Source organism: Pseudomonas sp. B10(2017), assembly GCF_002113295.1.
GTDB classification, from domain to species: domain Bacteria; phylum Pseudomonadota; class Gammaproteobacteria; order Pseudomonadales; family Pseudomonadaceae; genus Aquipseudomonas; species Aquipseudomonas pudica.
This window is the reverse complement of the sequence record NZ_NEJU01000004.1, coordinates 233334-248668: the sequence shown is the minus strand read 5'-3', so window position 1 is coordinate 248668 and position 15335 is coordinate 233334. Positions and strand designations below refer to the sequence as shown.

General features: G+C 64.0%; 14 protein-coding genes. 7 read left to right on the top strand and 7 right to left on the bottom strand.

Annotated features, from left to right (window positions below; translation table 11 throughout):
- Nucleotides 1–106: 106 nt before the first annotated feature.
- The 5 genes from bioD to bioB are packed head-to-tail and all read right to left on the bottom strand — an operon-like array spanning nt 107 to nt 4565.
- Complete coding sequence (gene bioD, locus CAF92_RS07740) at nt 107–787, bottom strand: dethiobiotin synthase (protein ID WP_046614440.1); 681 nt, start codon at nt 785–787, stop codon at nt 107–109.
- 10 nt (nt 788–797) lie between these two features.
- A complete protein-coding gene (gene bioC, locus CAF92_RS07735; protein WP_085600070.1) occupies nt 798–1616 on the bottom strand; it encodes a malonyl-ACP O-methyltransferase BioC in 819 nt (272 codons plus the stop codon).
- Complete coding sequence (locus CAF92_RS07730) at nt 1609–2340, bottom strand: alpha/beta fold hydrolase (RefSeq protein WP_085600068.1); 732 nt, start codon at nt 2338–2340, stop codon at nt 1609–1611. Before CAF92_RS07730 ends, bioC begins: the two co-directional genes overlap by 8 nt.
- Entirely contained in the window at nt 2333–3505 is a 1173-nt protein-coding gene (bioF, locus tag CAF92_RS07725) for an 8-amino-7-oxononanoate synthase (RefSeq protein WP_085600066.1), read from the bottom strand. Before bioF ends, CAF92_RS07730 begins: the two co-directional genes overlap by 8 nt.
- 1 nt (nt 3506) lies before the next feature.
- Nucleotides 3507–4565 (bottom strand): biotin synthase BioB, encoded by a 1059-nt coding sequence (gene bioB / locus CAF92_RS07720; protein ID WP_013970556.1) that lies wholly within the window; start codon nt 4563–4565, stop codon nt 3507–3509.
- Between the two features lie 89 nt (nt 4566–4654).
- On the opposite strand from bioB, the gene CAF92_RS07715 reads away from it, so the two are divergent.
- The 4 genes from CAF92_RS07715 (at nt 4655) to rarD (ending at nt 8395) form a co-directional block, all read left to right on the top strand.
- Nucleotides 4655–5386 carry a ComF family protein gene (locus tag CAF92_RS07715; RefSeq protein ID WP_085600064.1) on the top strand — a complete coding sequence of 244 codons (732 nt, stop codon included), beginning with the start codon at nt 4655–4657 and terminating at the stop codon, nt 5384–5386.
- A 172-nt stretch (nt 5387–5558) separates the two neighbouring features.
- Entirely contained in the window at nt 5559–6323 is a 765-nt protein-coding gene (locus tag CAF92_RS07710) for a TOBE domain-containing protein (protein WP_085600062.1), read from the top strand.
- A gap of 145 nt (nt 6324–6468) precedes the next feature.
- Complete coding sequence (locus CAF92_RS07705) at nt 6469–7443, top strand: serine/threonine protein kinase (protein WP_085600060.1); 975 nt, start codon at nt 6469–6471, stop codon at nt 7441–7443.
- 64 nt (nt 7444–7507) lie between these two features.
- Nucleotides 7508–8395: an EamA family transporter RarD gene (rarD, locus tag CAF92_RS07700; protein WP_085600058.1), complete on the top strand. Its 888-nt coding sequence runs from the start codon at nt 7508–7510 to the stop codon at nt 8393–8395.
- Between the two features lie 322 nt (nt 8396–8717).
- Here the strand turns inward: rarD and CAF92_RS07695 are convergent, their stop codons facing one another.
- A complete protein-coding gene (locus CAF92_RS07695) occupies nt 8718–9236 on the bottom strand; it encodes a glycine cleavage system protein R (protein WP_046614448.1) in 519 nt (172 codons plus the stop codon).
- A gap of 451 nt (nt 9237–9687) precedes the next feature.
- Between CAF92_RS07695 and CAF92_RS07690 the strand changes: the two genes are divergently transcribed.
- A complete protein-coding gene (locus CAF92_RS07690) occupies nt 9688–11865 on the top strand; it encodes a malate synthase G (protein WP_046614449.1) in 2178 nt (725 codons plus the stop codon).
- A gap of 147 nt (nt 11866–12012) precedes the next feature.
- On the opposite strand, the gene CAF92_RS07685 is transcribed toward CAF92_RS07690, so the two are convergent.
- Nucleotides 12013–12558, bottom strand: a complete 546-nt coding sequence (locus tag CAF92_RS07685; protein WP_085600056.1) for a response regulator — start codon at nt 12556–12558, stop codon at nt 12013–12015.
- Nucleotides 12559–12674: 116 nt separating this feature from the next.
- Between CAF92_RS07685 and CAF92_RS07680 the strand changes: the two genes are divergently transcribed.
- Entirely contained in the window at nt 12675–14612 is a 1938-nt protein-coding gene (locus CAF92_RS07680) for a DUF294 nucleotidyltransferase-like domain-containing protein (RefSeq protein ID WP_085600054.1), read from the top strand.
- A complete protein-coding gene (locus CAF92_RS07675) occupies nt 14609–15319 on the top strand; it encodes a PolC-type DNA polymerase III (protein WP_085600052.1) in 711 nt (236 codons plus the stop codon). The genes CAF92_RS07680 and CAF92_RS07675 overlap by 4 nt, the downstream gene beginning before the upstream one ends.
- The last annotated feature ends 16 nt before the right edge of the window (nt 15320–15335 follow it).

The following is a 15335-nucleotide window of genomic DNA, read 5'->3' as shown; positions in this document are numbered from 1 at the left end:
CTCTTCGCGGGTAAACCCGCTCCCACAGGATCTCCACATTTTTTTTGAGACTTGTGCAGTGCCTGTGGGAGCGGGTTTACCCGCGAAAGGGCCAGGCATGCAAACGCTAGTCCAGTAGATCCAGCTGAAGGTGTTCAGCCACCATGTCGGCACTTGCCTGCTTCAATTTGGGCACCCGCCCCAGGCAAGGCGCCGGCAAACGCTCGGCCAGGCTGGCCAGGTTCTCTTCCAGGCGCGAAGTACGCGGCTCGATGATGTTCGCCACCCATCCCGCCAACTGTAGCCCGTCACGGGCAATCGCCTCGGCGCTGAGCAAGGCGTGGCTGATGCACCCCAGACGTACTCCCACCACCAGGATCACCGGCAACTTCAAGGCAATGGCCAGATCGGACAAGTTGTCTTGCCCCGACAATGGCACGCGCCAGCCACCTGCCCCCTCGATCAGGGTGAAATCGGCATTTTGTTGCAACACACTGCGCATCGCTACCAACAGCTCCGACACGGCAAGCGTCACCCCTACCTCGCGCGCTGCCACGTGGGGTGCGATAGCCGGTTCGAAGGCAAACGGGTTGACCTGCTCGTAGGGCAGCTTGATCGTGCTTTCATCGATCAGCGCCTGAGCGTCGCTGTTGCGCAAGCCTTTCGGCGTCATCGTGCAACCGGAGGCCACCGGCTTGGCCCCCAGCGTGCTCAAGCCTTGCGACCGTGCCGCATGCAACAGCCCGGCAGCGATGGTGGTCTTGCCAACATCGGTATCGGTACCGGCAATGAAATAGGCCTGACTCATCTCGCTCCCCTTACACCTGTGGCTTGCGCAACAAACCATAGACCACCTGATAGGTGGCTGGCAGCCCCTCAGGCTGGCGATACGCCTCATAAGCCTGCAGCAGGCCCTGCATGCGTGCCCGACCGGTAAGCCCGGAAGGCCGGCCAGGGTTCAGATTGTGGGCGCCGAGAGCCTTGAGTTCATGGGTCAGGCTGCGTACATCCGGGTAGTGCAACACGTGCGGGCAGCGCTGCAGCACAAGCTGTTCGAAACCGCTGGCTGCGCACAGGCGCTGATAGTCCTCGAAACGGCGGAAGCGGTTCACATGCACCAGGCCATCCACCGCCTGCCAACTGGCGCGCAGTTCATCGAGGGTACCCACACACAGGCTGCTGAAGGCCAGCACGCCGCCCGGGCGCAGCACTCGCAGCGCTTCTGCCAGCACACTGGCGAACTGGTCGCACCACTGCACGGCCAGGCTGGTAAACACCAGGTCGACGCTGGCATCACGCAGCGGCAAACGCTCGGCGTCGCCGGCCACGTGATAGAGCGCCCCGCCCTGTTCGTTGCGAGCATGGCACAACATGCCCTCGGCGATATCCACCGCCACGCCGCTGGCTTGGGTGAAACGCTCGGCCAGCGCCCGGCTGAAATGACCGGTTCCGCTGCCCAGGTCCAGCCAGCGCGACGGCTGCAGGCCCTCCGGCAACAGCTCCAGCAAGCTCGAACCCACCGCACGCTGCAAGGCTGCCACGCTGTCGTAGCTGGCTGCGGCGCGGGAGAACGAGGCCGCTACCTGGCGCTTGTCGGGCAGCGCTCCGGGCGGGGTCGGACAGGAAAGGTCAGTCATCGCCACTCTCATGCAGGAAACTCTTGATGCCCGCCGCCAGTTCCTGCGGGTACTCCAGCAGGAAGGCGTGGGAACTGTCTTCGACCAGGCCCACTTCCACATCGGGCAGCAGCTCGCTCAGCGCTTTCGCCGCATCTGCTGGTACCAGCGCATCGCTGCCGGCGAACAGGTGCAGCTGCGGGCCACCGTAGGCCTCCAGAGCTTCGCGGGTATCCAGCTTGGCCAGTACCTCGAGGCCGGTGGCCAGGTACAGTGGGTCGGTGTCCGGCACGCCGACACCCAGCTGACGCAGCAGGGTACGCGGCTGCTGGGCACCATCGCTGCACAAGGTACGGAAGCGCTTCAGGGTGACCTGGGTATGGCTGCGACAGCCGTCGAGGAAGGTGACGAAAGTGTCTTTGGCCATGCCGTGGGGCCAGTCCGGGCGAGCCACGAAACTGGGGTTGCTGGCCAAGGTCAGCAGGCCGCAGCAATGGTCACCACGCTTGTGCGCCAACGCGCTGGCCAGCATGCCGCCGAACGACCAGCCGCCCAGCCAGACATCGCTCGGCAGCTTGCGGTCGAGGTGGTCGACCCAGGCCTGCACATCGCTGTGGGCCAGTTCCGGCAATGGCATCAGCTCTACCTGCAGGCGGGCGTCCTGGGCACGCAGACTGGCGGCCAGCGGCTCCAGGGAAGCAGTGCCCAGGCCCCAGCCGGGCAACAGTACAAGTCGATTACGCATCGGCGCTCTCCAACTGTGGATAACACTCGGCCAATGCATTCAACAATAGCTGCACCTGCGCCTCGCTGTGCGCGGCGCTCAATGTCACCCGCAGGCGTGCGCTGCCCGCCGGCACAGTGGGCGGGCGGATGGCCGTCACCAGCAAGCCGCGCTCGCGCAGCATGCGTGACAGGCGCAGGGCCTGCGCGCTGTCACCGATGACGATCGGCTGAATCGGTGTCGGGCTGTCCATCAGCTGCAGTCCAATCTGCTGCGCACCTTCACGGAACTGATGGATCAGCGCGGCAAGGTGCTCGCGGCGCCAGGTCTCGCGACGCAGAAGTTCCAGGCTTTTGAGGGTGGCGCAAGCCAGCGCCGGTGGCTGGCTGGTGGTGTAGATGTACGGGCGTGCGAACTGCACCAGCGCCTCGATCAGCTCTTCGCTGCCGGCCACAAAGGCGCCGGCGGTCCCACAGGCCTTGCCCAGCGTACCGATCAACACCGGCACATCTTCAACGCCCAGATCGAAGTGCTCGACTATACCGCCGCCCTGAGTGCCCAAGGTGCCCAGGCCATGGGCGTCGTCGACCATCAGCCAGGCACCGCGCGCGCGCGCGACATCGGCCAGCGCCGGCAGGTCGGCCAGGTCGCCGTCCATGCTGAACACGCCATCGGTCACTACCAGGGTATTGCCGACGGCCTTGTCCAGGCGGCTGGCCAGGCTGGCCGGGTCGTTGTGCAGGTAGCGGTTGAAACGGGCACCGCTGAGCAACCCGCCATCCAGCAGAGAAGCATGGTTCAGGCGGTCCTGCAGCACCGTGTCACCCTGCCCCACCAGTGCGGTGATGGCGCCCAGGTTGGCCATGTAGCCTGTGGAGAACAGCAGCGCGCGCGGTCGCCCGGTAAGCTCGGCCAAGGCCTCTTCCACCTGGTGGTGCGGCGTACTGTGACCGATAACCAGGTGCGAGGCACCGCCACCGACACCCCAGCGCTCGGCGCCGGCCTGCCAGGCAGCAATCACCTCGGGGTGGTTGGCCAGGCCCAGGTAGTCATTGCTGCAGAAGGCCAGCAAGCGCTGGCCATCGACGACCACTTCCGGCCCCTGCGGGCTTTCCAGCAGTGGCCGCTGCCGATACAGGTCTGCGGCGCGCCGTTCGGCCAGGCGCGCCGCCAGGTCGAAGGCCATTTCAGGCTGTCGCGGCGTTGTAGAACATCTCGCTGCTGCGCTGCTCGACCAGCGCCTGCTCGATAGCCGCCTGGTGCACTTCGTCGGCGTGCTCTTCACGCGCTTCGGGCTTGATACCCAGGCGTGCGAACAGTTGCATGTCCTTGTCGGCCTGCGGGTTGGCGGTGGTCAGCAGTTTTTCGCCGTAGAAGATCGAGTTGGCGCCGGCCATGAAGGCCAGGGCCTGCATCTGCTCGTTCATCTGCTCGCGGCCGGCGGACAGGCGCACGTGCGACTTGGGCATGAGGATACGGGCCACGGCCAGCATGCGGATGAAGTCGAACGGGTCGACGTCCTCTTCCTCGGCCAGCGGCGTGCCAGCCACCTTGACCAGCATGTTGATCGGTACCGATTCCGGGTGCTCGGGCAGGTTGGCCAGCTGGATCAGCAGGCCCGCGCGGTCGTCCAGCGACTCACCCATGCCGAGAATGCCGCCAGAGCAGATCTTCATCCCGGCATCACGCACGTAGGCCAAGGTCTGCAGTCGCTCGCTGTAGGTGCGGGTGGTGATGATGCTGCCGTAGAACTCCGGCGAGGTGTCGAGGTTGTGGTTGTAGTAGTCCAGGCCGGCCTGCGCCAGGGCCTTGGTCTGCTCCTGGTCGAGCTTGCCGAGGGTCATGCAGGTTTCCAGGCCCATGGCCTTGACGCCTTTGACCATCTCCAACACATAGGGCATGTCTTTGGCCGAAGGGTGCTTCCACGCCGCGCCCATGCAGAAGCGGGTAGAACCGATGGCTTTGGCGCGGGCGGCTTCTTCCAGCACCTTCTGCACTTCCATCAGCTTCTGTTTTTCCAGCCCGGTGTTGTAGTGGCCGGACTGTGGACAATATTTGCAATCTTCCGGGCAGGCGCCGGTCTTGATCGACAGCAGGGTCGAAACCTGCACGCGGTTCGGGTCGAAATGCGCGCGGTGCACAGTCTGCGCCTGGAACAGCAGGTCATTGAACGGTTGCTGGAACAGCGCCTTGACCTCGGCCAGGGACCAGTCGTGACGTGTTGTTGCAGTTGTGCTGGCGCTCATTGGTGTTTCCTTGTTTAGGCTGAAGCAGGCGCCGGGACAGGAAAGCCCACCAGCGCATCACGGATAGCTCGCATAGTCATGGAAGGCCTATGAACTGTCAACCACACTGGAAAAGACTGGTTTACAAGTGCTCACTTATTAATCAGATGTGTTTGTTGTGTGATGAACCATCCGAGCAGGCCTACCCGCTGTGCGTCGCCTGCGAGCAGGAACTGCCTTGGCTGGGCGATCAGTGCCTGCGCTGCGCCCTGCCATTGGCGATGGCCGGCCTGACCTGCGCCCAGTGCCAGCGCCGCGCACCGGCCTTCGAGCAGGTGGTTGCACTGTGGCATTTCGGCTTTCCAGTGGACACGCTGATCAGCCGTTTCAAGCACAACCGCCAGTGGCCCCTGGGGCGACTGATGGCCGAATTGTTCGGGCATGGGCTGCTGCACCGCTTTACCGAAGGGCTGCCGCGCCCCGACCTGTTGTTGCCTGTACCCTTGTCCAAACGTCGACTACGGGAACGGGGGTTCAACCAGGCGGGGATGCTCGGGCGCTGGCTGTCGTCGCATGCGGGAGTACGTTGCGACGAGCGGCTACTGCTGCGTACACGGGAGACACCTGCACAGCAACAACTGGACGCCAAGGCCAGGCGACACAATCTGCGCCAGGCGTTTGCGGTAACAGGCAAACTGACGGGCAAGCATGTCGCCATTGTCGATGACGTGTTGACCACCGGTGCTACCGCGCAGGCGGTTGCCGAAGTGCTGCGCAAGGCCGGTGCGCGGCGGGTGGATGTGTATTGCCTGGCGCGTACGCCCAAGCCTGGGTATGTATGAGCAAGCGCGGATCGCCCATTGCAGGTGCGGGCTTGTGTCGCGATCGGGCTGCGCAGCAGCCCCAGCAATATTTGCCGAGGCATGAATCGTGGGGCCGCTTCGCGCCCCTTTCGCGACACCAGGCCGCTCCTACACACTATCCACCCTCAGGCCCCCACAAGACCAAATGCCCATGCCCCTGCCCCCACACCTAACCCAGCACATCGCCCGCCGCCCCCAGCGTATCGCGCTGCTGCAGCACATTGCCGAAGAGGGTTCGATCACCCGCGCCGCCAAGGCTGCGGGCATCAGCTACAAGGCCGCCTGGGACGCCATCGACGAACTCAACAACCTGGCCAGCCAGCCCCTCGTCGAGCGCAGTACCGGCGGGCGTGGTGGCGGTGGTGCCCGTCTGTCGCCGGAAGGCCAGCGGGTTCTGCGCCTTTATAAGAGGCTGCAGGCCCTTCAGGCGCAAATCCTCGAAGCGGCCGAGGAGTCGAGCGACCTCGACCTGCTTGGCCGGTTGATGCTACGTACCAGCGCGCGCAACCAGTTGCAGGGCCAAGTCAGCGGCCTGCGCCGCGAGGGACGGCATGATCAAGTCAGCCTGGCGTTGGGCGGAGGGTTGGAGATCGAGGCGCTGATCACCCACGACAGCACCGCACGGCTGGAGCTGACGCTGGGGACGACGGTAGTGGCGCTGCTCAAGGCAGGGTGGGTGAGGTTGCTGGGCGACGAGGAAGAGGCCGAAGCGGGTAGCAATTGCCTGCAGGCGACAGTGGAGGAGGTACTGGCGGAGGCTGATGGGCCTGCTGAGGTCCGGTTGGCGTTGGGGAATGGCCAGACGTTGTGTGCGTTTGCCGAGACGGATTGGTTGGCTGGGCAGCGGGTGGCAGCAGGCAGTTTGGTGCGGGTTCAATTTCATCCCTCTTATGTATTGCTTGGGATTCCCGCATAGCCTGGCCGCGCTTTGCGCTGTTCGCGGGCTTGCCCGCTCCCACAGGGACCGCGCAGCCGCCAGGGAAACGATGCACCCGCGAAGAGGCCGGTACAGGCATAACGCGCTACCATGGCCCCCACGCCGCCTACCCCCCGGAGCCACCATGTCCCACCCCTTCGACACCCTCACCCCCGACCTGGTCCTGGACGCCGTGGAAAGCCTGGGCTTTCTCAGCGATGCCCGGGTGCTGGCGCTGAACAGCTATGAAAACCGCGTCTACCAGGTGGGCATCGAGGGCGCGCAACCGCTGATCGCCAAGTTCTACCGCCCAGGCCGCTGGAGCGACGCGGCCATCCTCGAAGAGCACAGCTTCACCGCCGAACTGGCCGACTGCGAAGTGCCGGTGGTCGCCCCGCAGCAGCACGACGGCCGCACCCTGTTCGAACACCAGGGCTTTCGCTTCACCCTGTTCCCCCGCCGCGGAGGCCACGCGCCAGAGCCGGGCAACCTCGACCAGCTCTACCGCCTCGGCCAGTTGCTCGGCCGCCTGCACGCCGTGGGCGCCAGCAAACCGTTCGAGCACCGCGAAGCGCTGGCTGTGGACAACTTCGGCCATGCATCGCTGAATACCCTGCTGGAAGGCGACTTTGTCCCTCGCGAACTGCTGCCAGCGTTCGAATCGGTGGCACGCGACCTGCTCAAGCGGGTGGAGGACATCTATGCCCGCACGCCACACCAGCTCATCCGCCTGCATGGTGACCTGCACCCCGGCAACCTGATGCACCGGGACGAGGTGTACTACGTGGTTGACCTCGACGACTGCCGCATGGGCCCGGCGGTGCAGGACCTGTGGATGATGCTGGCCGGCAGCCGCGAGGAGCGCCTGGGGCAACTGGCCGAACTGATCGACGGCTATAACGAGTTCCACGATTTCGACCCGCGCGAGCTGGCCCTGATCGAGCCCCTGCGCGCCTTGCGCCAGCTGCACTACAGCGCCTGGCTGGCGCGGCGCTGGGACGACCCGGCATTCCCGCCCAGCTTCCCCTGGTTCGGCCAGCCACGCTACTGGGGAGACCAGATTCTCGCCCTGCGCGAACAAATGGCAGCACTGGATGAAGCACCGCTGAAATTGTTCTAGAAGCGCGCCCGCCTCTGTCTACAATAGGCGTCGCTTTATTTAGCTACCTAAGCAAGGATTCTGCATGCACGCCGCAAACCCGCGTCGCGGGTACCTACTGGGCCTCAGCGCCTACATCATCTGGGGGCTGTTCCCCCTGTACTTCAAGGCAATCCAGAGCGTCCCAGCGGTGGAGATCATCGTCCACCGCGTGCTCTGGTCGGCACTGTTCGGCTCGCTGCTACTACTGGTGTGGAAACACCCCGGCTGGTGGCGTGAACTGCGTGACAACCCGCGCCGGCTGGGCATTCTGGCCCTGAGCGGGGCGCTTATCGCAGGCAACTGGCTGACCTACGTATGGTCGGTGAACAACGGGCGCATGCTCGAGGCCAGCCTGGGTTACTACATCAACCCACTGATCAATGTGCTGCTGGGCATGCTGATTCTCGGCGAGCGCCTGCGCCGCCTGCAGTGGCTGGCGGTGGCCATGGCCGCCGTGGGGGTGGCCCAGCAGGTGTGGCAGGTGGGCAGCCTGCCGTGGGTGTCGCTGGTGCTGGCGCTGAGCTTCGGCTTCTATGGGCTGATTCGCAAACAGGCACCGGTGGCGGCATTGCCTGGCCTGGTGGTGGAAACCTGGATGCTGGTACCGCTGGCACTAGGCTGGCTGTTGCTGCACCCGGCGGCGACAAGTGCCCAGGGCGCGTTCTACACCAGCAGCGAAGCGTTGTGGCTGATGGCCGCGGGGCCGGTGACACTGGTGCCGTTGGTGTGCTTCAACGCTGCCGCGCGGCACTTGCCGTATACCACGCTGGGCTTCCTGCAGTACCTGGCGCCGACCCTGGTGCTGCTGCAGGCGGTGCTGCTGTTCGATGAGCACTTGTCGTCGAGTAACTTGGTGGCGTTCATGTTCATCTGGGCGGGTTTGGCGATTTACAGCTTCGATGCGTGGTTCAGTTTGCGCAAGCGCAGCTGATCAAAAAATGACCACAACTCTGCAGGCCTTGTGATTCGTGGCCTGCAGAGACATCTCCAAAGGTTATCCACACCCTCGTCCCCGTGCTTTGTGCACAAGCTGCTGATTTTTGAGTGTTTTTTGAGCAAAGCCGTGGAAGGCGCGCACGGTGTGGGCTGGAGAGGGGAGCCCCCAGGTTATCCACAGGGCCTTCCCCGTGATATCGGGATAACCGCAGGGGGCTGCCTTGCAGCCCATCGCGACACAAGGCCGCTCCTACAGGGGAACGCGTAACCCTTGTAGGAGCGGCCTTGTGTCGCGAAGCGGCCCCGGCAATCTCGGATCATTCCTCCGGCCGCAGCTTCAACTCCACCATCAAGTCGTCCGCCAGGCTCTCCAGCTTCTGCTGCAATTCCTCCAGCGACAGGGTTAACGGCAATGCCAGCAAGGCATCGGCATGGAACAGTGGCTCGCTGCTCATGGGCGCCGGCCGCACCTCTGTGGTAAACCGCTCAAGGTTCACCCCCAGATCCGCCAGCAGGCGGGTGATATCACGCACGATCCCCGGCCGGTCATTACCTACCAGCTCCATGGCAATCGGCTTCCAGGTACACGACGGCTCGATGCCGCTTTCGGCGATCAGCACGCGAATGTCATATCGGACCAACCCCTGCAGCGAAGCCACCAGTTCGTCATAGTTTTCCGCCGGCACCGCCACCCGCAGGATGCCGGCAAACTGCCCGGCCATACGCGACATGCGGCTTTCCAGCCAGTTACCACTGTGGTCAGCGATGCACTGGGCAATGCGCTCGACCTGGCCGGCCTTGTCAGGGGCAATCACAGTCAGTACAAGATGATCCACAAGCCCTTCCTCGTGTCGGACCGCGCCGTGCGGCAGAAAATCGGGGGATCGACTCAGTATAGGCAAGGCGCGGCAACCTGCCGCAGGGCAATCGGCACAACAAATCGTGTACTGTTTCAAGATTTATCTGGAACAATCCACCTGTTTTTTGCGAACATACTTACTCCCAGCGTGACCATACGCGACCAACGGGTCGCATAACGGCGCTTTTAGTCTGATTTTGCCCCGCCTACTGCTTCATGTAGTATCCCGTGGCGCGGACTACAAAACGTCGTTTGGATGTCTGCCAAGGCGCCTGTGAAAATACGCACACTGTCTGCCAGCCTGTCTGGCAGGCCGCACCCAGCCGCGCTCGGGGCTTAACTCGGGGGCATGCACTGGTGCCGTGTTTAGAGAAGCGCTACAGGCTTAATACAGAAGAGCGAAATAGCTGAGCAGAGTGAGGCAAGCAATGACTGGATACGTTCAAGTCGGTGGCCTTCAGGTCGCCAAGGTCCTGTACGACTTCGTGAACAACGAAGCCATCCCAGGGACCGGCATCGTCGCCGAGCAGTTCTGGGCGGGTGCAGAGAAGATCATCAATGACCTCGCTCCAAAGAACAAAGCCCTGCTCGCCAAGCGCGACGAGCTGCAAGCCAAGATCGACGCCTGGCACCAGGCACGCAAAGGCCAGGCCCATGACGCCGTAGCCTACAAAGCATTCCTCCAGGAAATCGGCTACCTGCTGCCACAAGCCGACGATTTCCAGGCCACCACCCAGAACGTGGACGAAGAAATCGCCCACATGGCCGGCCCACAGCTGGTCGTACCGGTGATGAACGCCCGCTTCGCCCTTAACGCCGCCAACGCCCGTTGGGGTTCGCTGTATGACGCGCTCTATGGCACCGATGCCATCAGCGATGAAGGCGGCGCCGAGAAAGGCCAAGGCTACAACAAGGTACGTGGCGACAAGGTCATCGCCTTCGCCCGCGCCTTCCTCGACGAAGCCGCGCCACTGGCGGCCGGCTCGCACGTCGACTCCACCGGCTACCGCATCGAAGGCGGCAAGCTGGTAGTTGCCCTGAAAGGCGGCAGCAACAGCGGCCTGCGTGACGACGCCCAGCTGATCGGCTTCCATGGCGATGCCGCCGCGCCGACTGCGGTGCTGCTCAAGCACAACGGCCTGCACTTCGAAATCCAGGTCGACGCCAGCACCCCGGTCGGCAGCACCGACGCCGCCGGCGTGAAAGACATCCTGATGGAATCGGCGCTGACCACCATCATGGACTGCGAAGACTCGGTTGCCGCCGTCGACGCCGACGACAAGGTGATCGTCTACCGCAACTGGCTGGGCCTGATGAAAGGCGACCTGGCCGAAAGCGTGAGCAAGGGTGGCAAGACCTTCACCCGCACCATGAACCCGGACCGCGAGTACGCCGCGCCCAACGGCGGCAGCGTGACCCTGCACGGCCGTTCGCTGCTGTTCGTGCGCAACGTTGGCCACCTGATGACCAACCCGGCGATCCTCGACGCCCAAGGCAACGAAATCCCCGAAGGCATCCAGGACGGCCTGTTCACCAACCTGATCGCCCTGCACAACCTCAATGGCAACACCAGCCGCAAGAACACCCGCAGCGGCAGCGTGTACATCGTCAAGCCGAAGATGCACGGCCCGGAGGAAGTAGCCTTCGCCGCCGAGATCTTCAGCCAGGTCGAAGACCTGCTGGGCATGAAGCGCAACACTGTCAAGGTCGGCATCATGGACGAGGAGCGCCGTACCACGGTCAACCTCAAGTCGTGCATCAAGGCCGCAGCCGAGCGCGTGGTGTTCATCAACACCGGCTTCCTCGACCGCACCGGCGATGAAATCCACACCTCGATGGAAGCCGGCGCCGTGGTGCGCAAGGGCGCCATGAAGAACGAGAAGTGGATCGGTGCCTACGAGAACAACAACGTTGATGTCGGCCTGGCCACCGGCCTTCAAGGCCGTGCGCAGATCGGCAAGGGCATGTGGGCCATGCCCGACCTGATGGCGGCCATGCTCGAACAGAAGATCGCCCACCCGCTGGCCGGTGCCAACACCGCCTGGGTGCCGTCGCCGACCGCCGCCACCCTGCATGCCCTGCACTACCACAAGGTGGACGTACAGGCGCGTCAGCGTGAACTGGCTTCGCGTACCCCGGCATCGGTGGACGACATCCTGGCCATCCCGCTGGCCGCCGACACCAACTGGTCGGCCGAAGAGATCCGCAACGAGCTGGACAACAACGCCCAGGGCATTCTCGGCTACGTGGTGCGCTGGATCGACCAGGGTGTGGGTTGCTCGAAGGTGCCGGACATCAACAACGTCGGCCTGATGGAAGACCGCGCCACCCTGCGCATCTCGGCCCAGCTGCTGGCCAACTGGCTGCGCCATGGCGTGGTCAGCCAGGAGCAGGTGCTGGAAAGCCTGAAGCGCATGGCCGTGGTGGTCGACCAGCAGAACGCCGGCGACCCTCTGTACCGCCCGATGGCACCGAACTTCGACGACAACGTCGCGTTCCAGGCTGCGGTAGAGCTGGTGGTGGAAGGTGGCAAGCAGCCGAACGGTTATACCGAGCCGGTACTGCACCGCCGTCGTCGCGAGTTCAAGGCGCGTAACGGGTTGTAAGAGACATCTGCGACAAGGGGCCGCTTTGCGGCCCTTTCGCGACACAAGGCCGCTCCTACAAGTCCCGCGCAAGGCTGAGGTCTGGCGCGGTACTTGTAGGAGCGGCCTTGTGTCGCGAAAGGGCTGCAAAGCAGCCCCACTCTTGCTCTACTCGATTTTCAGTTCTTTCTTCACCAGCTCCAGCAGCCTGCCCAGATCGACCGGCTTCAGCAGAAAATCCACCACTCCCAGGTGCATCACATCCACCGCCTCTTCCACATCGGTGTCGCCCGACACCACGATGATCGACAACGCTGCCCGCTCTGATTCGCGAACCGTGCGGATCAGGTCCAGGCCATCCTCGGGCTGCATGCGCAAATCCGTGATCATCAAGCAAATCCGCGGCTGGTAGTGCAGGTACAGCCTGGCCTCCTCAGCCCCATCCGCTCCGACGCAGTCGATCCCCCGGCTTTTCAGGTACAGGATCAACGCCTCACGGTTCACCGCATTGTCATCCACTACCAGCACCAGCGGTTTGGCTGCCACAGGCGCACTCACCACGGCCACGGCCAATGCCTCGCGCTCGGCGTCGCTCAGGATGTCGTGTTGCTCTGGCATGCTCATCTCGTCAAAAAAATTCCGCTTCAGCATTAGGACCGCAGAACTTGCGTAACCCGGCTTGCCTTTCGTCGGGTCTTTGACAGGGGCGCTCATAGACTTACGTCCAATGGGCACCACCCCGCCGCAAGCCGACCATGGAGGCAGAGAACAACATGGCCGGCACCTATATATAGATATATATAGTTCGGCATAGCGATACGGTCAGTTTCATGAGCAAAAAGGACGCCTACAGCCAGGCGGGCAGGACAGCAGTGCTACAGAACATCCAGGGCACCCTGCAGTTCCTGCAGCGTTTTCCGCCGTTCAACCAGATGGAACACAGCCACCTGGCCTACCTGGTCGAACAGTGCCAGCTGCGCTTCTATGCCGGCGGCGAAAGCATCGTCAAACCTGCCGATGGGCCGGTCGAGCACTTCTACATCGTCAAGCAGGGCCGCGTGGTGGGTGAGCGCCAGCATCTGGTCAAACCTGGTGTGGAGACCACCTTCGAAATCACCAGCGGCGAATGCTTCCCGCTGGCTGCCCTGCTCGGCGAGCGAGCGACCCGTACCGAGCACCTGGCCGGTGAGGACACCTTCTGCTTGCAGCTGAACAAGGCTGCGTTCATCCGCGTGTTCTCGATGTCGGAAGTGTTTCGGGATTTTGCCCTGCGCGGAGTCAGCAGCCTGCTGGACCAGGTAAACCAGCAGGTACGCCAGCGCGCGGTGGAAACCCTCGGCACCCAGTATTCGCTGAACACGCCACTGGGTGAACTGGCCATGCGCCACCCGGTGGTCTGCAGCCCCGACACGCCCCTGCGCGACGCCGTGCGGCTGATGCACGAGCAGCAGGTTGGCAGCATCGTGGTGGTCGACCAGCAGCGCTACCCCACCGGTATCTTCACCCTGCGCGACCTTCGCCAGGTGGTAGCCGCCGCCGATGCTGATCTGGGCGCGCCCATCGTCCGCCACATGACTAAGCAGCCGTTCTACCTCAGCCCCCAGGCCAGCGCCTTCGACGCAGCCATGGCCATGACCGAACGGCATATCGCCCACGTATGCCTGGTGGAAAACCGGCGCCTGTGCGGTGTGGTTTCGGAGCGCGACCTGTTCTCCCTGCAGCGGGTCGACCTGGTGCACCTGGCACGCACCATCCGCCATGCGCCACGTCTGGATACCCTGGTCTCGCTGCGCGGCGAAATCAGCCAACTGGTCGAGCGCATGCTGGCCCATGGCGCGTCCTCCACGCAGATCACCCAGATCATCACCCTGCTCAACGACCACACCGTGTGCCGGGTGATCGAACTGGCGCTGGCCGAGCGCGGTGACCCGGGCGTGCCGTTCAGCTGGCTGTGCTTTGGCAGCGAAGGACGACGTGAACAAACCCTGCATACCGACCAGGACAACGGCATCCTCTTCGAAGCCGCCGACAGCGCCGAAGCCGACGCTATCCGCACGCGCCTGCTGCCGCTGGCGCAATACATCAACCAGTGCCTGGCCCAGTGTGGCTTCACCCTGTGCAAGGGCAACGTCATGGCCGGCAACCCCGAGCTATGCCTGTCGCGCAGTGAATGGGCGCGGCGTTTTGCCGGTTTTGTCCGTGAAGCCAGCCCGGAGAACCTGCTGGGCTCGAGCATCTATTTCGACCTGCGCGTGGTGTGGGGCGACGAGCAAGGTTGCGAGCAGCTGCGCCAAGGCCTGCTGGACCAGGTGGCCGACAACCGCATCTTCCAGCGCATGATGGCTGACAACGCCCTGCGCCAGCGCCCACCGGTGGGCCGCCTGCGCGAGTTCGTGCTGACCCGCCAGGGCAACGACAAGGCCGCCACTCTCGACCTCAAGGTCCAAGGCCTGACGCCCTTCGTAGATGGTGCCCGGCTGCTGGCCCTGGCCAACGGCATCGGTGCCTGCAATACCCTGGAACGCCTGCGCCAGCTGGTGGCCAAGGGCGTGATCGAGGCACTGGACGGCGCAGCGTATGAAGAGGCCTACCACTTCATCCAGCAAACCCGCATGCAGCAGCACCAGCGCCAGACCCGCGACAACCTGCCCTATTCCAACCGCCTGGACCCGGACAGCCTCAACCACCTGGACCGGCGCATCCTGCGCGAGTCCCTGCGCCAGGCCCAGCGCCTGCAAAGCAGCCTGGCCTTGCGGTACCAGCTATGAGCCTGTTCGCCTGGCTGCGCCCCAGTGCGCCCGAACTGGACCATGCCACGCGCCAGCACCTGGCCCGGCTGCCCAAGGCCGTGCCACTGGGGGTGTGTACCCTGCGCGAGCAGCGCTGGGTAGTGCTCGACCTGGAGACCAGCGGCCTCAACCCCAACCGTGACCAAGTGCTGTCGGTGGGTGCCGTGGCCATCGAAGATGGCGCCATCGATTTTGCCCAGCAGTTCGAACGCACCCTGCACCGGCCTCTGCAGAAGACCAACGCCAGCGTGCTGATCCACGGCCTGGGCCCAAGTGCCCTGGCTGCTGGTTGCGACCCGGCCGAGGCCTTGCTCGACCTGCTCGACTTCATAGGCAATAGCCCGGTGCTGGCATTCCATGCGCCGTTCGACCAGCGCATGCTGGCCCGCGCGCTGAAGGAAAGCCTGGGTTATCGCTTGCAGTCACCCTTTCTGGATGTTGCCGAGCTGGCGCCGATGCTCAACCCCGACACAGTGCTGCGCGAGGCCGGGCTGGATGACTGGGTGGCGCGGTTTGGCCTGCAGGTCGAGGAGCGCCATCACGCCAGCGCCGATGCCCTGGTTACGGCCGAGCTGGCGCTGATCCTGTTCAGCCAGGCCCGGCGCCAGCAGCTGGACAGCCCGCTGCAGCTGGAGCAGCGCTTGCGCGGGTGGCGCAGGCGCAAGGTGCACAACCACGGCCTATAGATTTGTATTGACCTGA